Origin of the sequence: Kitasatospora sp. NPDC085895 (assembly GCF_040702125.1) — a bacterium.
Classification (GTDB): Bacteria; Actinomycetota; Actinomycetes; order Streptomycetales; family Streptomycetaceae; genus Kitasatospora; species Kitasatospora arboriphila.
The window spans coordinates 1-13,191 of sequence record NZ_JBFBJY010000038.1 but is presented as its reverse complement, the minus strand read 5'-3'; the positions used below and the strand labels follow the sequence as shown (position 1 = coordinate 13,191).

16 protein-coding genes are annotated in these 13,191 nt (G+C 73.8%); 13 read left to right on the top strand and 3 right to left on the bottom strand.

Annotated elements, in window-relative coordinates:
* The first annotated feature begins 2 nt into the window (after window positions 1-2).
* The 8 genes from AB0442_RS22960 (at window position 3) to AB0442_RS22925 (ending at window position 8,333) form a co-directional block, all read left to right on the top strand.
* Window positions 3-2,387: a helix-turn-helix transcriptional regulator gene (locus AB0442_RS22960; protein ID WP_366164914.1), complete on the top strand. Its 2,385-nt coding sequence runs from the start codon at window positions 3-5 to the stop codon at window positions 2,385-2,387.
* A gap of 6 nt (window positions 2,388-2,393) precedes the next feature.
* The gene (locus AB0442_RS22955) at window positions 2,394-2,930 is read left to right on the top strand and encodes an XRE family transcriptional regulator (protein ID WP_366164912.1); all 537 of its coding nucleotides are present in this window, start codon (window positions 2,394-2,396) and stop codon (window positions 2,928-2,930) included.
* Window positions 2,931-3,191: 261 nt separating this feature from the next.
* A complete protein-coding gene (locus AB0442_RS22950; protein WP_366164910.1) occupies window positions 3,192-4,199 on the top strand; it encodes a hypothetical protein in 1,008 nt (335 codons plus the stop codon).
* Window positions 4,196-4,768, top strand: coding sequence for an ATP-binding protein (locus AB0442_RS22945; protein WP_366164908.1), 573 nt, complete (start codon window positions 4,196-4,198; stop codon window positions 4,766-4,768). The genes AB0442_RS22950 and AB0442_RS22945 overlap by 4 nt, the downstream gene beginning before the upstream one ends.
* 28 nt (window positions 4,769-4,796) lie before the next feature.
* Window positions 4,797-6,257: an ASCH domain-containing protein gene (locus AB0442_RS22940; RefSeq protein ID WP_366164907.1), complete on the top strand. Its 1,461-nt coding sequence runs from the start codon at window positions 4,797-4,799 to the stop codon at window positions 6,255-6,257.
* Window positions 6,254-6,715, top strand: a complete 462-nt coding sequence (locus AB0442_RS22935) for a low molecular weight phosphotyrosine protein phosphatase (RefSeq protein ID WP_366164905.1) — start codon at window positions 6,254-6,256, stop codon at window positions 6,713-6,715. The genes AB0442_RS22940 and AB0442_RS22935 overlap by 4 nt, the downstream gene beginning before the upstream one ends.
* A gap of 144 nt (window positions 6,716-6,859) precedes the next feature.
* Complete coding sequence (locus tag AB0442_RS22930; RefSeq protein WP_366164903.1) at window positions 6,860-7,822, top strand: hypothetical protein; 963 nt, start codon at window positions 6,860-6,862, stop codon at window positions 7,820-7,822.
* A 46-nt stretch (window positions 7,823-7,868) separates the two neighbouring features.
* Window positions 7,869-8,333: a hypothetical protein gene (locus AB0442_RS22925; protein WP_366164901.1), complete on the top strand. Its 465-nt coding sequence runs from the start codon at window positions 7,869-7,871 to the stop codon at window positions 8,331-8,333.
* A gap of 114 nt (window positions 8,334-8,447) precedes the next feature.
* Here AB0442_RS22925 and AB0442_RS22920 read toward each other — a convergent pair whose 3' ends face one another.
* A complete protein-coding gene (locus AB0442_RS22920) occupies window positions 8,448-9,269 on the bottom strand; it encodes a hypothetical protein (RefSeq protein WP_366164900.1) in 822 nt (273 codons plus the stop codon).
* A gap of 135 nt (window positions 9,270-9,404) precedes the next feature.
* On the bottom strand, window positions 9,405-9,647 hold the full coding sequence (locus tag AB0442_RS22915; RefSeq protein WP_366164898.1) for a hypothetical protein: 243 nt from the start codon (window positions 9,645-9,647) through the stop codon (window positions 9,405-9,407).
* A 332-nt stretch (window positions 9,648-9,979) separates the two neighbouring features.
* Here AB0442_RS22915 and AB0442_RS22910 point away from each other — a divergent pair, with 332 nt between their 5' ends.
* The 4 genes from AB0442_RS22910 (at window position 9,980) to AB0442_RS22895 (ending at window position 11,555) form a co-directional block, all read left to right on the top strand.
* Window positions 9,980-10,411, top strand: coding sequence for a hypothetical protein (locus AB0442_RS22910; RefSeq protein ID WP_366164897.1), 432 nt, complete (start codon window positions 9,980-9,982; stop codon window positions 10,409-10,411).
* A gap of 115 nt (window positions 10,412-10,526) precedes the next feature.
* A complete protein-coding gene (locus tag AB0442_RS22905) occupies window positions 10,527-10,727 on the top strand; it encodes a hypothetical protein (protein ID WP_366164895.1) in 201 nt (66 codons plus the stop codon).
* 151 nt (window positions 10,728-10,878) lie between these two features.
* Window positions 10,879-11,340 carry a hypothetical protein gene (locus tag AB0442_RS22900; protein WP_366165024.1) on the top strand — a complete coding sequence of 154 codons (462 nt, stop codon included), beginning with the start codon at window positions 10,879-10,881 and terminating at the stop codon, window positions 11,338-11,340.
* Window positions 11,262-11,555 (top strand): DUF1524 domain-containing protein, encoded by a 294-nt coding sequence (locus AB0442_RS22895; protein ID WP_366165022.1) that lies wholly within the window; start codon window positions 11,262-11,264, stop codon window positions 11,553-11,555. The genes AB0442_RS22900 and AB0442_RS22895 overlap by 79 nt, the downstream gene beginning before the upstream one ends.
* A gap of 140 nt (window positions 11,556-11,695) precedes the next feature.
* Here AB0442_RS22895 and AB0442_RS22890 read toward each other — a convergent pair whose 3' ends face one another.
* The gene (locus AB0442_RS22890; RefSeq protein WP_366164893.1) at window positions 11,696-12,505 is read right to left on the bottom strand and encodes a hypothetical protein; all 810 of its coding nucleotides are present in this window, start codon (window positions 12,503-12,505) and stop codon (window positions 11,696-11,698) included.
* Window positions 12,506-12,904: 399 nt separating this feature from the next.
* Here AB0442_RS22890 and AB0442_RS22885 point away from each other — a divergent pair, with 399 nt between their 5' ends.
* On the top strand, window positions 12,905-13,099 hold the full coding sequence (locus AB0442_RS22885) for a hypothetical protein (protein WP_366164891.1): 195 nt from the start codon (window positions 12,905-12,907) through the stop codon (window positions 13,097-13,099).
* Window positions 13,100-13,191 lie beyond the last annotated feature (92 nt).

Genomic DNA, 13,191 nt, shown 5'->3' with positions numbered 1-13,191 from the left:
CGATGACCGACACCCCGGACGCCGTCGACGCGCTCCTCGGCGCCGGCCCGCGCCGCGCCGTCGCCCTGCCCGAGCCCGCCGAACGCGCGTGGCTGCGCAGCGAGTACGGGCTGACCAAGGCCGAGACGGCGAAGGCTCTCGGCGTCAGCCCCGCCACGTTCACCGCCTGGGAGTCCGGCCAGCGCGACCCGCAGGGCGACGCCCGCGCCGCCTACGCCAAGCTGCTGGAGGGCATGGCCGCCCGCCTGCTGCCCCCGGCCCAGCCCGCGACCGCCCCAGCGCCGGCCCCAGTTCCGCACCCGGCGCCCGTGCAGGCCCCGGCCGCCGCCCCGGTGTTCCCTCCCGGTCCGGTCGAGATGGACCGCACCCCCTCGGGCGACCTGGTCACCGGTGAGCCGCAGCCCTGCCTCTGGTGCGGGCGGCCCAGCATCTTCCGCGCCGCCGGCCGACCGGTGCACGTGGGCGGCGGCTTCTGCGTCCAGGCCCCCGCACCGACCCTCCCCACCCCGGCACCGGCACCCACGGCCGCCCACGGCACGGCCGTGCCCACCGCGACGCCCGCCGCGCCCACTACGGCCGCCGTGCCGCCGCACCGGCCCGTGCCCACCCGGTCGGCCCGCCCGGCCGCCACGTCGCGCCCCAGCGCCCGCCCGGTGCGGAAGGCGCCGGCCCGCGCCGTCGCCCCGGTGGCCGACGCCCGGGCCGCGGCGGCCGCGAAGTTTGCGAACGGGCCGCTCGCCGTCGTCGACCCGGCGCCGTCCGGGCGCGGCCTGGTCGCGTACCTCGTCGACGGCCGCGTCCTGGACGCCCCCGCCGTGATGACGCTGCCGGAGCTCACCGAGTGGACGCTCACGGCGGGACTTGGCGAGCCGCGGCTGCACAAGCACGGCAAGGACGGCGACCCGCTGATCGTCCTCACCGACGCCGCCGCCACGATGCTCGGCCTGCCGCCGATGGGCACCGAGCCCGGCCAGTTCGAGCGCCGCCTGGGCCGCCTGCCCGAGAGCCACAAGGCCGTCAAGGCCCTGACGAAGGCCGGCTGGCAGCTCACCCAGCGCGGCTTCGGACCGTGGGCCCGCGTTTATCGCACCCCGGACGGCGCGAAGCGGAGTTGCGTGCAGTACTGCATCCCCGCCTGGGCTGCCCTGACCTCCGCCGGCTGGAACATCCCCGCGGGCCTGGACGCCCCCGCCCTCGCCGCCCTGCTCGGCGGCTACGCCGAGCGCGTCATGACCCCCCGCGGCTCCACCGCCGTCACCGGCCTCTCCCTGATGGAGGCACTGCGGCCGCCGACCCGCGCGGTGCGCACCGAAACGGGCTGGACGTCCGGCCTGGTGGAGGGCTCGCGCAGCTACGCGTTCGATCCGGCGCCGCCGGAGGCCCCCGCGGAGCACCCGGTCGCCCAGGACCGCGACCCGGGGGACGTCCTGGTCACCGAGGCGTGGGACTGGATCCGCCCCATCGAGGCGATCGGCGAGGCGGAGCGGGCCCTGCCGCACGTGGTCGGCCTGGACATCAACACCGCGTTCCTCGCCGCGGCCGGGCGGCTGACCATGGCGCTGTCGGAGCCGGTGCACGAGCTCAACCCCGTCTTCGATGCGAAGATCCCCGGCAGCTGGAAGTGCGACTTCTCCACCGCGACCCTGGATCCGCGGCTACCGAACCCGTTCACCCCGGACGGCCTGCCGCCGGACGGCCCTGCCTGGTACACCACCGCGAAGGTCGCCTACGCCCGCGAACTCGGCCTCCCCGTCGCGCCGATGGAGGGCTGGCTGCGGCACGAGTCCGGGCCGTGGCTCGACCCCTGGCACAAGCACCTGCGTGCCGCCTACCTCACCACCATGGAGAAGCTTGGTGTGCCGCTCGACCTGGGGGAGCGGGATCCGGAGGCGTTCTTGGCGGTGATGGCCGGCCTGCAGGAGAGCGGTGACCCGGTTGAGCTGGCCATCCTCGCCGCGGTCAAGGCGACCGCGAAGGGTGGCATCGGCAAGCTCCGCGAGCGTCCCCGCGGCGCCTCTTACCGGCCTGGGCAGCGCTGGCCTGCCCTGGAGCGCCCGACCTGGGACCCGCTGAACCGGGCGCTGATCATCGACACTGCCACCGTCAACCAGCACCGCAAGATCCGCCGCCACGCGCAGGCCACCGGCCGGTTCCCGCTCGCGATCCTGTCCGACTGCACCGTCTACCCGGCCCCGGGCCCCTCCGCCCTGGACCTGCTGCGCGGCCCGGACGGGGCGCTGACGTCGGTGTGGCGGCTCGGGATCTCGCCCGGGATGTGCAAGCACGAGGGCACCCAGACCATGGACTGGGCACTCGAGCTGATCGCCGAGGACACCAACCCGGGCCGGCACATCAAGGGCGGCGACGCCGTCGCCGAGGGGGAGTAGCCGCACATGGATGCCATCGACCGCGGGCTGGAACGCGCCCTGCAGACCCAGCCCATCCCGAAAACCCTCCAGGGACGGGTGAATTTCCTGATCCGGCAGTACAAGGGCACCCGCAACGTCGCCGCCCACCTGGGCGTGTCCATGCGTTCCGTGGAGCGGTGGCGCAAGGGCGCCGGCATCGGGACGGAGAACGCCCGCAAGGTCGAGGACGCGGTGCGCGAACGCTGGCAGCCCCGCGTGCGGCAGCGGGTGCGCGAGGCGGCGGAGGCCCGCGGCTTCACCGTCGAGGTGATGGCCTCCTTCGGCTACACCTCGGCCGGCCAGTCCACCGACGACCCCCGCGAGCGGATCGTCACCCAGCGCCTGCCCGGCAGCGTCGCCCGCGACCTCTTCGCCGCCCGCGACCGCGGCGCCTCCCAGCAGGAACAGGAACAGATCATCGCCGAAGGCCTCGGCCGCGCCTACTTCCAGGACGGCGGCCGCCGGGCCCGCGGCCTCCAGGTCACCCTCACCGGCCTGGAATGGGCCGACTTCTCAGTCTGATCCCCGCTCGGTCGGCGCTGCGCCGATCCGACCGGATCCGTAGCGCCGGGCGGCCCCAGAAGAAGCCAGTGCGAGGCTCCCCGCCGCGAACTTTCTCCGGCTCGTTCCGCAGTCACTTCCGCCTCATGACGCAGCAACAGAGTCATTGCCGAGCAAGCCCGTTACCACTTCTGGGTATTTTCTGGGCACAGGACTGGGCAAGTTCTGGACGTCGGTGCTTCACTGGTTTCCTCACACCGAGGAACGGAGTGATCACAGATCATGACGACGGTTGTGCAACACCGCTCCGACCAACTCGCGGCGGACGAGTCCGCTGCGCTGACCGACGAGCTGAGAGCCCTGGTCCGCAAGGGCCTGCCGCTCGGCCCGGCCACCGGCGCACCCAGGCTGACCGCCCTGGCGACGGTCGCCGCGCGGGCCGGGGACGGCGCCGAACCGGCCGCCCGCACCGAAGCCCTGGACTGGGTGCTGCGCCGCACCCTCGCCCGCCTGGATCCCGAGGGCCTGCGGGAGGCGGCGAAGGCCCTGTTCGGCCTGCCGCCCGCCCGTGCGGGGGCGAACCTGACGGAGCGCCGGGAGGCGGCGGCCGCGGCGGCGGGCCGGGAGGTGCACCACTTCCGCAAGCGGATCGAGCCGCAGATCCTCGCCGCCCTCGCCCACGCCCTCCAGCGGGATGCCGCCGTCCAGGCCCGGCCGTGGGCGAGCCCGCCGCCGGTGCGGCCCGGCACCGGCCGGCGCGTGCTGCCGAGCGACGTGTTCGCGTGGGAGGCCGTCGAGCACGAGGAGGCCCTGACCCGGCTGTGGGCCGCGGTGTACGCGCTGCGCGCCGAGCTCCTCGCCGTCGAACGCCTCACGTCCATGGGCGACATGGCGGAGGCGACCGCGGAGGCCGACACCGCGCTGTGGCGTTACGGGCATCTGCACGCCGAGGCCCGCCGCTACCAGGCCGCCTACGGCGGCGCGCTGCTGCCCGACCAGGCCGCGGCCCCGCACGACCTGATCGCGCTGGCCGGCTGGACGCCCCGGCTGCCGCAGGCCGACACGGCGCTGCTCGCGGACGCCGCCACCGCGACCAGCGCCCACCTGTTCATGCTCTCCGTCCACGCCGCGCCCGGCGGCACCGCCCTGCTGACCGCCTGGCGCACCGCCCTGACCGGCACCGACCACACCGACACCGCCCCGGCCAGCGTGGGGCAGACCAGCGTGCCGCCTGGCACCGGACCGGACGGCGCCGACACCACCGCGACGACTGAGGAGACTATGCGATGAACACCCCGCACGACAGCCCGTTCACCACCGGACCGGCCCGCCGTCACGTCATCACCGGTGGCCCGAGTGCCGGCAAGGAGGCCGTGTTCGAGGCCCTCGCGATGGCCGGCTGGCCGGCCACCGACGGCGAGCCGGCCCGCGAGATCTACCGCCGCCACCGCGAACGCCTCGGCCGCCACCTGGAGGTCGGCGACCGCCGCGAGTACTCCCGCGAGGTCCTGCAGGCCTTCGTCGACGAGTACAGCGCCCACAAGGCCGGCGTGCGCTTCTACAACCGCGGCATCCCCGACGGCTACGGCTGGGACCGCTTCTTCGGCCTGTCCCCGTATCCCGAGCTCGAAGAGGCCACCCGCGTCTACCGCTACGACACCGTCTTCGTCCTCGACCCGCTGTCCACCTTCGAAGACGAGAGCGACATCGTCTTCGCCAAGGACCGCGAGATCCGCCGCGTCCACGAACTCATCGTCCAGGGCTACTACGACGCCGGCTACGAGCCCGTCTTCGTCCCCGCCGACGACGCCGAAACCCGCCTCGACTTCATCCGCGCGAACCTCCGCCTCCCCATGTAGCCCCGCCACGGAAGGGGAAACACCCGCGATGCCCGAGCACAGCAGCACCACGCCGACCCTGATCTCCCCGAACAGCGTCCTCGCGAACGCTCTGCTGCGCACCGTCGACATGATCCGCCCCCGGGTGAAGGCCCAGCGCCCCACCCGGATCGAGTTCGTCGTCGGCACGCAGATCAACGGCGCACCGCACCTGGGAACCAACCTCGTCCAGGCCTCCGCGTTCCTCCTCGCCCAGCAGGCCCGCCGCGTCTTCCGCCTCGAGACCGCGGTCCGCTTCTCCGCGCTGGACAACGCCCCCTACGACATCACCCTCGACCCCGAGACCCACCACGCCTACCAGCAGACCTACTTCCACGCGCTCGGCAAGGACGGCATCGCCGACCTGGTCGCCGGCTACTACCGGCCCCTGTTCGACTCCCTGTCGAATGCCACCGACGTCGACTACCTCATCGAGACCTACACCGACCAGCAGGCCACCCCCGGGTTCCGTGCGGAGTTCCTGCGCACCCTGGAAGTCCTCGACGACCTCAAGTGGTGGCTCAACCCGTCCACCGGCGTCGTCCACACCCGCCTGCCCTGCCCGGTCTGCGGCTGGGCCGAGAAGCGCGCCGAGCGGACCCGCCTGCAGCGCCTGGACGACGACGGCGCCGTGTTCACCGCCGTCTGCCACGACCACGACGCCTACGAGCTGTGCATCGACCCCGTCGACGGCGGCTACCTCGACCTCGCCACCCTCTACCGCAACCTGGTGAAGGAACGCGCCTTCACCCGCGACCGCGCCACCCTGCACGTCATGCTCAAGGGCGGCGACTGGGCCTTCGGCTGCCAGCTCGTCGACGGCGCGCTCGCCGCGCTCGGCACCCCCGCCGGCGCCATGCCGGTGCGCATCTTCACCCCCCAGGTCCTCTCCGCCACCGGCGGCAAGCTCTCCAAATCCCTCATCCGCCACGCCGGCACCGCCGGCGGCGGCCCCGGCGTCGAGCCGTGGATGCTCGCCACCACCGCCTGGCCCGGCACCACCGACCAGTACGCGGATGCCCTCATCTGGCTGGTCGGCCTGCTGCTCACCGACCCGAAGCACTTCTTCCGCTCCTTCACCGCACACGAGTTAGGACGACTCATGGCCGCCCGCCCCGCCGACCTCGCCACCGCCAAACGCGCCCGCGACATGCCGATCTACAAGCGGTACTACGACCTCATCGCGAACGGCAGCAAGACGATCGAGGTCCGCGTCGCCTACACCTCCATGCTCCGCATCAAGGCCGGCGACCACATCCGCTTCACCTGCCGCAACGAGGCCACCCTCACCCGCGTCAAGCGCGTGAGCCGCTACCACGACTTCGACGACATGTTCGCCCACGAGAACCCCGCGGCGATCAACCCCACCGCCACCCCCACCGAGCAGCTCCGCGCGATCCGCGAGATCTTCCCGCCCGAGAAGGAAGCCCTCGGCTGCCTCGCCATCGAGATCGAGAAGGTCCAGCCGTGAACGACAACGACCAGACCGGGCGGCCGCGGCGGATCCTGACGGTCTGCAAGGGCGGGCACTGCCGCGCCCCGCTCGCCGCCGCCGTCCTCGCCCGGCACGGCGGCACCGCCGTGGAGACCCGCGCCGCCGCGATCCGCCCCTGGCACATCGGCGAGGGCGCCCACCCCGCGATGGTGGCGGCCGCCGCCCGGTGCGGCTACGACCTCACCGGCCACCGAGGCATCCAGGTCAGTCCCGAACTGCTCGGCTGGGCCGACGTGGTCCTCGCCATGGACCAGTCCGTCCACGACGCCCTCACCGCGCAGATCACCGACCCCGCGACCCTGGCCAAGGTTCACCTCTACCTCGACGGCCGGGACGTCCCCGACCCGTGGGAGCAGCCCGAGGAGGCGTTCATCGCCTGCGTCACCGTCGTCGAGACCGGAGCCAACCGCCACCTCGCTCCCACACCCGCCTGACCCAGGCCACCACAGCAGCGTGCCGGGCACCGTGCGATGGTGCCCGGCACACCGCTGCCAACAGGCCCTTCAGATCAGCAGTCCCGGCCGTCAGTGCGGACCGGCATGATGGTCACCGCCGTCGACGACAGACAGGAGTGCGCCGTGAGCAGGTCGCCAAAACGGCACACCGCCACCGAGGTCACTGTCGTGGTCGACCCGGCCATCCCCGTCCGTGACCGGGCCGGCATCGCGGACCTCCTGCACGCCCTGCCCCGCCGCGCCGCGGACGACCTGCAGGTCTCCAGTGCCGTCGCCACCGACCTGCTCGGCAAGGCGGCCGCCACCGCGGGCGCCGGCGGCGCCCTCACCGCCGTGGCCACCTGGGCCCAGAGCGGCATCCACACCCCCCGCCCCGGCTCCCTGACCGAACTCCTCCTCACCGGCTGCGACTGGGCCGCCTTGCTCGGCCTGCTCGCCCTGGCCGGTGGCGGCATCCTCACCACCGTCCTCGGCACCCTCCGCCTCACCGAGACCCGCCAGCTGCGCCGCCTGCTGCGCACCGCTCGCACCCGCGCGGTGCGCACCGACGCACTCACCGGGCCCGCCGCCGACCTCCTCACCCGCGCCCAGAGCGCCGTCGCCGCGATCCGCGCCTCACGCCTGCACCACGCCGACCTCGCGGGGCTGCACGGCCGCACCGAGGAGCACCTGCCGGTCGAGCTGTGGGAGATCGCCCAGGCACTCCAGCAGTACAGCGATCTGGCCGGCACCGAGGCCGACGGCGGAGACGATGCAGCGGCCGGGCTGCGGGCCGCCGAGCGCAAGGCCCTCGCCGAGGTCCTCGCCGCCGCCGAGCGCCGCATCGAGGCGCTGGAGCTGTACGCGGCGAGCGCCGCCGAGGCCGACCGGCGCCTGGAGGAGCTCGCCGCTGTCGAGCGGCTCGAAGCCCGCAGCGAGCAGGTCCTCGAACTCCTCGCCCGCACCGCCGCCGCCGACGTCGCCGCCGCGGACACCCGCACCCTGGCCGAGCAGACCGCGGCCGCCGGCCGGGCCCTGGCGCAGGCCGTCGACGAGGCCAAGGACGCTGCCGACGTCGTCCTGCCCGAACCCGGCGCAGCAGCCTGACCGCGCGCCGGACCGGCATGTCGCAGCTGCGGCGTAGGTTCGGCCTATGGACGTCGAATCGCTGCAGGTCGAGGAGCTCGTGGACCTTACGATCGATGAGACCGTCCGCACCGGGGACGGTGCCGCCGGCCGACTGCTCGTCGCCGAGCTGGCGCGCCGGGGCGAGGACGACTTGTGGCAGGGCGCGCTGTTCCTGTTCGGCGTCCTGGCCACCAGGCCGGTCTACGGCCTGCCGGAACGCGCCGGGGTGGAGCGGCTGCGGCTGGTGGCCCGTACGACACCGGATCCGCTGACCGCCCTGGTGCTGGAGTGCCTCGCCGAGCACCGCGACGCGGGCGCGGCCGCGGCGCACGCACTGTGGCAGCTGGCTCCCGCCGAGCTGCAGCGGGCCGCGCTGCTGCAACTGCTCATCTCGGCGTGTGCCGCGGTCGGCTCCGACCACGGCACCCTCCCGTCGGCGCAGACCGTGGCCCTGGTCAAGCAGCTCATCGTGGCCGGTGCGCCGGAATGACCCGGGCTCGCCCGCCGGCCGGACCGCAGCAAGATCCGGCGGCCGGGTGTGAGCGGTGGGCGACCGTGTGAGTGCCCGGCGGCATCGGCCGGGCACCGTCACGCTTCGGGGCCGTCAGACGGTGGCGGCCAGGGTGACCGCGCGGGCGCCGGCGGCGTCGGCGCGCTTGACGGCCTTGGCGAGCGGCGCCGACATGGTGCCGGGCTTCCACGTGCCGGCCTGCAGCTCCTGCTGCCAGGCGGTGCTGGCCTCTTCGAGGCGCTCGGCGTACTCCTCGACGGCGACGATCATCGCCCAGCCGTTGCCCTGCGGCTCGCCGGCGGCCAGGCGCCGGGCCATCGACCAGACCCCGGCGGCGAGCGCAGTGCGGTTCGGCGGGTCGACCAGGGTCACGAACCGGGCCGCGGCCAGTGCCGAGTTCACCGCGTCCTGGGCCCGCACGACCATCTCCAGGTCCTTGCCGTCGAGGTCCTCACCCAGCAGCAGGTACCGGCTCTGCGCGGCGGCGAGGTCCTCGGCGACGGCCCGCTTCCCGCCGGGCACCAGCACCAGACGCCACGCGATCGCGCCGACCAGCAGGGCGATGACGACGTAGACCCACACCGCCACCGCCACGAACGTACCCACGGAGACCGGAGTATTGCCCTGGGCCTTCTGGACGCCGGTCATGATCAGGAACGACAGCGGGGAGATGATGACCGCTGCGCCGTAGAACAGGCCGGCGCCCTTCAGCACGCCCGGGGCGGTGGCCAGGTCGTAGGCCGCGGTCCGGGGCAGCGTGGTTCCCGGCCGGCGCAGAACCTGCGGGCCCTGGCGGGCCAGCCGGTGCACCGTCTTCTGCACGGACTCCGCCAGACCCGGGTCCACCACGGCGTCGGCCGGGGCCTGCCGGCCCGAACGGCTCTCCAACGACATCTGCGGCCTCGCCTCTCCCATCAAGGACTCCACAAGCCGGAGCAGCCGGCCACCGACAATCTGCCGCATGCCGCCGACAACCCGCGACGACCGGCACCCCGCCCACCGCGGGCTGCGGCGGCCCGGCCCGAGACGGGACCGGGCCGCCGCCGCGTGCTACTCGCGGTCGCCGGACGGCTGGTCGGTGACGAGGCGCCACAGCTCGCCCGCCACGCGCGACCCGGCGCCGGACAGCAGCCGCCCGACCACCAGACCACCCCACCCCGACGGGTCCCGCCACGCCGGGACAACCTGGCCGGCGCCCGCAGCCCCGGGCGGCTGCTCCTGGTGCTCGCCGCCGCCGTGCGACCGGCCCGCCCTCCTGATGGTGCTGCGCGGCTCCTTCTCAATCTCGTCCACGCTGCTCTCTCCATTCGCTCGACGCGGGTGGTGGACGTCGGATCCGCTCGGGACGGCAACGGGAGATGGCCCCCTGACTGCCTCTCAGCGGTCCGACAGGCCGGCACAGTAGGAAGCCCACAGCGCCGATCAACCCCTCGCGGGCACCGATTTCGGGACCCGCCAAACACAGGGCCAGGAGGGGGAACCGCCCGCACATACACCACCCAGCGGGCGAATCAACCCCCGCGCGACCAGCACCGATTCCTATCCGAGCGGCACCGGCCGGACCGTTCGTCGCACTATTGCCAACCCGCCGCGCAGCCCCAGGCCCGCGCCGTAGGCTCCCGTCCGTGCCCTCCCCCGCCGCGGACCCCCGCCACGCCCGCCTGGTCACCGTCCTGCCCCCGCTGCTCACCCGCTCCTGCCCACCGCAGGCCGGCGGCTACGGCGGAGCGTGGGAGGTCCGGCTGACCCGCGCCGAGACGGAAGACCTCGGCGGGCTTGCCCTGCTGCGCTCGGCGCTGCGGAGCGCCGCCCACTCGCTCGGCTGGCGGGCCGGGACCTACGGCGCCCCGACGCTGTACGGGGCCGTCGCGGGGATCGTCGACTGGCGCCTTGTGCCGGAGGAGTTCGCCGGCGCGGTCGACCGCTACCGCCAGGAGCGGATGCGGGCGGCCGTCGAGACGGCCGAGCGGAACCGGGCCGACGGCGGGCAGCGGGCGGTGCGCGGGTCGGTGTTCGTGACCACCCAGGAATTCCGGGCCGCCCTCGCCGACCGGTAGCCCCCTGTGCCGACCGCCGCGGCCGGGCCCCGCCAGCTCGGACCGGCGCGTCGGCCACGCAACGGAGCGGCACCGGCACCGTTTGCTGTGCTGACGGTCGGTCATACTGGCCGCCATGAGTGATGATCGTCGCCCGCTGGGCCTGCCCGAGTTCTCCGCCCCAGCCACCGACCAGCCCCAGGCTGCCGACCGGCGCCCGCTGCCGCCCGTGGACCGGACCCTGTTCCTCCCGCCGCCCAGCACCGAACAGCCGGCTCCCGCACCGGCCCGCCGCCCCCTGGCCGACGGAGGCCTGACCTTCTCCGGCGCCGCCTGAACCAACCGTCCCGCCCGTGACCACAACCGGCGTCGCAGCAGCGGACACCGGCCGTTGCCACATTCGGATGACCACGATCGATCCGGCCGACACCCCGGCCGGAGCTGCGCGTTGGACCGGGCGACCACCCGCCGCCCGCCCAAGGACCCCCGTGCGCCTCCACACCGTCCTCGCCGCCGCAGCCGCCGCCACCCTGCTGCTCACCGTCCCCGCCCACGCCACCACCCCGACCGCTGCGCACCGGGCGGCGGGGGAGGTGGTGACGACGACGCTGTACGGGGCGATCGACGCGCTGCCGGTCGCGGACGAGGACCGCACCAGATACGTGCGCACCGCGTTCCGGCACTGGATCGACGCGGACAAGGACGGCTGCGACACCCGCAAGGAGGTGTTGATCGCCGAGGCGACCGAGGCGCCCGTTGTCGGGGCGAAGTGCGCGCTGAGCGGCGGCGAGTGGTTCTCCCCGTACGACGATCTGGTGCTGCAGGATGCGAAGCTCCTGGACGTCGACCACCTGGTGCCGCTCGCGGAAGCCTGGGTCTCGGTGCCTCGACCTGGAGCGCGCAGGAGCGAGAGGCCTACGCCAACGACCTGGACGAGCCCCGCGCACTGATCGCCGTCTCCGCCCGCTCCAACCGCTCCAAGGCCGACAAGGACGTCACCGACTGGCTCCCGCCCGCCGCCGGGTACCGATGCACGTACCTCGCCGACTGGGCCGCGATCAAGACCCGGTGGGGCCTCACGGTCGACCAGGCGGAGGCCGACACCCTGCACCGGCTCACCGCCGACTGTCCGAACGAGCCGCTCACCGTCATGACTGCCCGCTGACCCTTCTTGAGGGGGCTGCGAGGCGCCGGTGGCGCTGGCGGAACGTGGGCCTGCAGCCGGTGTGCTGTCGGCCGCCCGGTCCCGGGTGCAGGCTTCGACGGGATGCACGGTCTGCCCGCGGCAGGTGGCCGGCAGGTCGGCTACGCGCGGCGGCGGGCGGCGTCGCGCAGTGCTGGGCCGAGGAGGCCCATTTCGCCGCCGAGTGTGTCCACGAAGGCATCGAGTTCTTCGATGATCTGCCCTTCGACGGTCTCTGGCCGTTCGGCGAGAGGGCGCGTCGCAGGGGCGGCGTGCAGGACCGGACGCATGGACCGGTTGTAGTCCGCCCAGTGCGTGCGATGGACCTCCCGGGCGGCGTGGAGCACTTCCTCGCGAATGGTCTCGGCCGCCAGCTTGCGCGTGACGTCGAAGGTGACCCGCCGCAGGGCGAGGAGCTGGGCTGTGGTCACCGGCGCCCAGGCCGCGCCGAGGCCGCGCTCGATCCGGGGAACACCGGGCAGCGCTGGCCAGGGGGAGGCAACAGCGGCCACCGCAGCCTCCACCTTGCCCCAGTCGGGCTGGCGTGTCCGTTCGCTCTCTTCGAGCCTCATCATCGCCGTGCGGAGGGCCTGATAGCTGGCGGAGGGGTGAGCGATCCGCTCGACGAACCGGCGCGCGTTCTCCTTGCGTCTGGCCGCCGTGCTGACACCGACGGCCTTGGCATGCGTGCTCCAGGCACGCTTGGCCTGCCGTGTGCCGACGACGGTATTGTCGGCCAGCCACACGGCCAGGACCGGTCGCACGAGGGTCCGCATCGGGACCCGCTTGAGGGGAGAGCGTTGCCGGGCGAGGAGCAGCTTGGTGAACAGCCGCCGTTGCCCGGGCGGGAAGACGCGGGGGTCGCTCCCGTTGGCAGTGGTCTTCCAGAACTCGGGGTTGGCCAGGAGCCCGACCTCGACCCAGTCGGTCACTGTGCGCGGGCTGATGTTGTCGACGCCGAGAGCCCGCGCGCCGCCCCCTGGCCGACGGCGGGCTGACCTTCTCCGCCGGCTCCTGAACCAGGCGGCCCGCACCACCGACCACCCCCGCCGGGGCCGTGCGCGGGATCCTGCCCGCATTCGGATGACCACGACCGATCCGGCCGACACCCCGGCCGGGCCCGCGCGTTGGACCGGGCAGCCCACCCGCCACGCCAAGGACCCCTCGTGCGACTCCGCACCGCCCTCGCCGCAGCCGCGGCCCCCTGCTGCTCGCCGTCCCCGCCCACGCCACCACCCCCGCAGCCGCCGAGCCGCGGCGGATCGCAGCTGTCAGGGGCGCGTCCTAGCCTGTGGCTGGGGTGTCATCTTGGGCAGCGAGAGGATTCGTCCGTGTTCGACGAGCGTTTGGCGGAGTTCTCCCGGGAGCGGCTGGGCGGTCGTCCCGTGCCGGAGGATGTGCAGATCCTGGCGACAGCTCAGTGGGCGGGACGCGGGCACCCCTTCGAGCGTTTCGGTATCACCATTTTGGAGCCCGGTGCCCAACACCCGCTGACCGACATCAGCTATCTCAGCGAGGAGGAGTGAGGCTGAACCTGTGGAGTGGACACCCTGACAATGGATCTTTGATCCAGGAAGGGATGTCCAGGTGGGACGGAAGTCTCCGTATCCGGAGGAGT

What these genes read in the sequence shown, in the direction of transcription:
- AB0442_RS22940 (WP_366164907.1), top strand. Translation starts at nt 4,797, where the DNA reads ATGCCCGAGCACAGCAGCACCACGCCGACCCTGATCTCCCCGAACAGC.
- AB0442_RS22945 (WP_366164908.1), top strand. Translation starts at nt 4,196, where the DNA reads ATGAACACCCCGCACGACAGCCCGTTCACCACCGGACCGGCCCGCCGT.
- AB0442_RS22955 (WP_366164912.1), top strand. Translation starts at nt 2,394, where the DNA reads ATGGATGCCATCGACCGCGGGCTGGAACGCGCCCTGCAGACCCAGCCC.
- AB0442_RS22925 (WP_366164901.1), top strand. Translation starts at nt 7,869, where the DNA reads ATGGACGTCGAATCGCTGCAGGTCGAGGAGCTCGTGGACCTTACGATC.
- AB0442_RS22960 (WP_366164914.1), top strand. Translation starts at nt 3, where the DNA reads ATGACCGACACCCCGGACGCCGTCGACGCGCTCCTCGGCGCCGGCCCG.
- AB0442_RS22920 (WP_366164900.1), bottom strand. Translation starts at nt 9,269, where the DNA reads ATGGGAGAGGCGAGGCCGCAGATGTCGTTGGAGAGCCGTTCGGGCCGG.
- AB0442_RS22950 (WP_366164910.1), top strand. Translation starts at nt 3,192, where the DNA reads ATGACGACGGTTGTGCAACACCGCTCCGACCAACTCGCGGCGGACGAG.
- AB0442_RS22905 (WP_366164895.1), top strand. Translation starts at nt 10,527, where the DNA reads ATGAGTGATGATCGTCGCCCGCTGGGCCTGCCCGAGTTCTCCGCCCCA.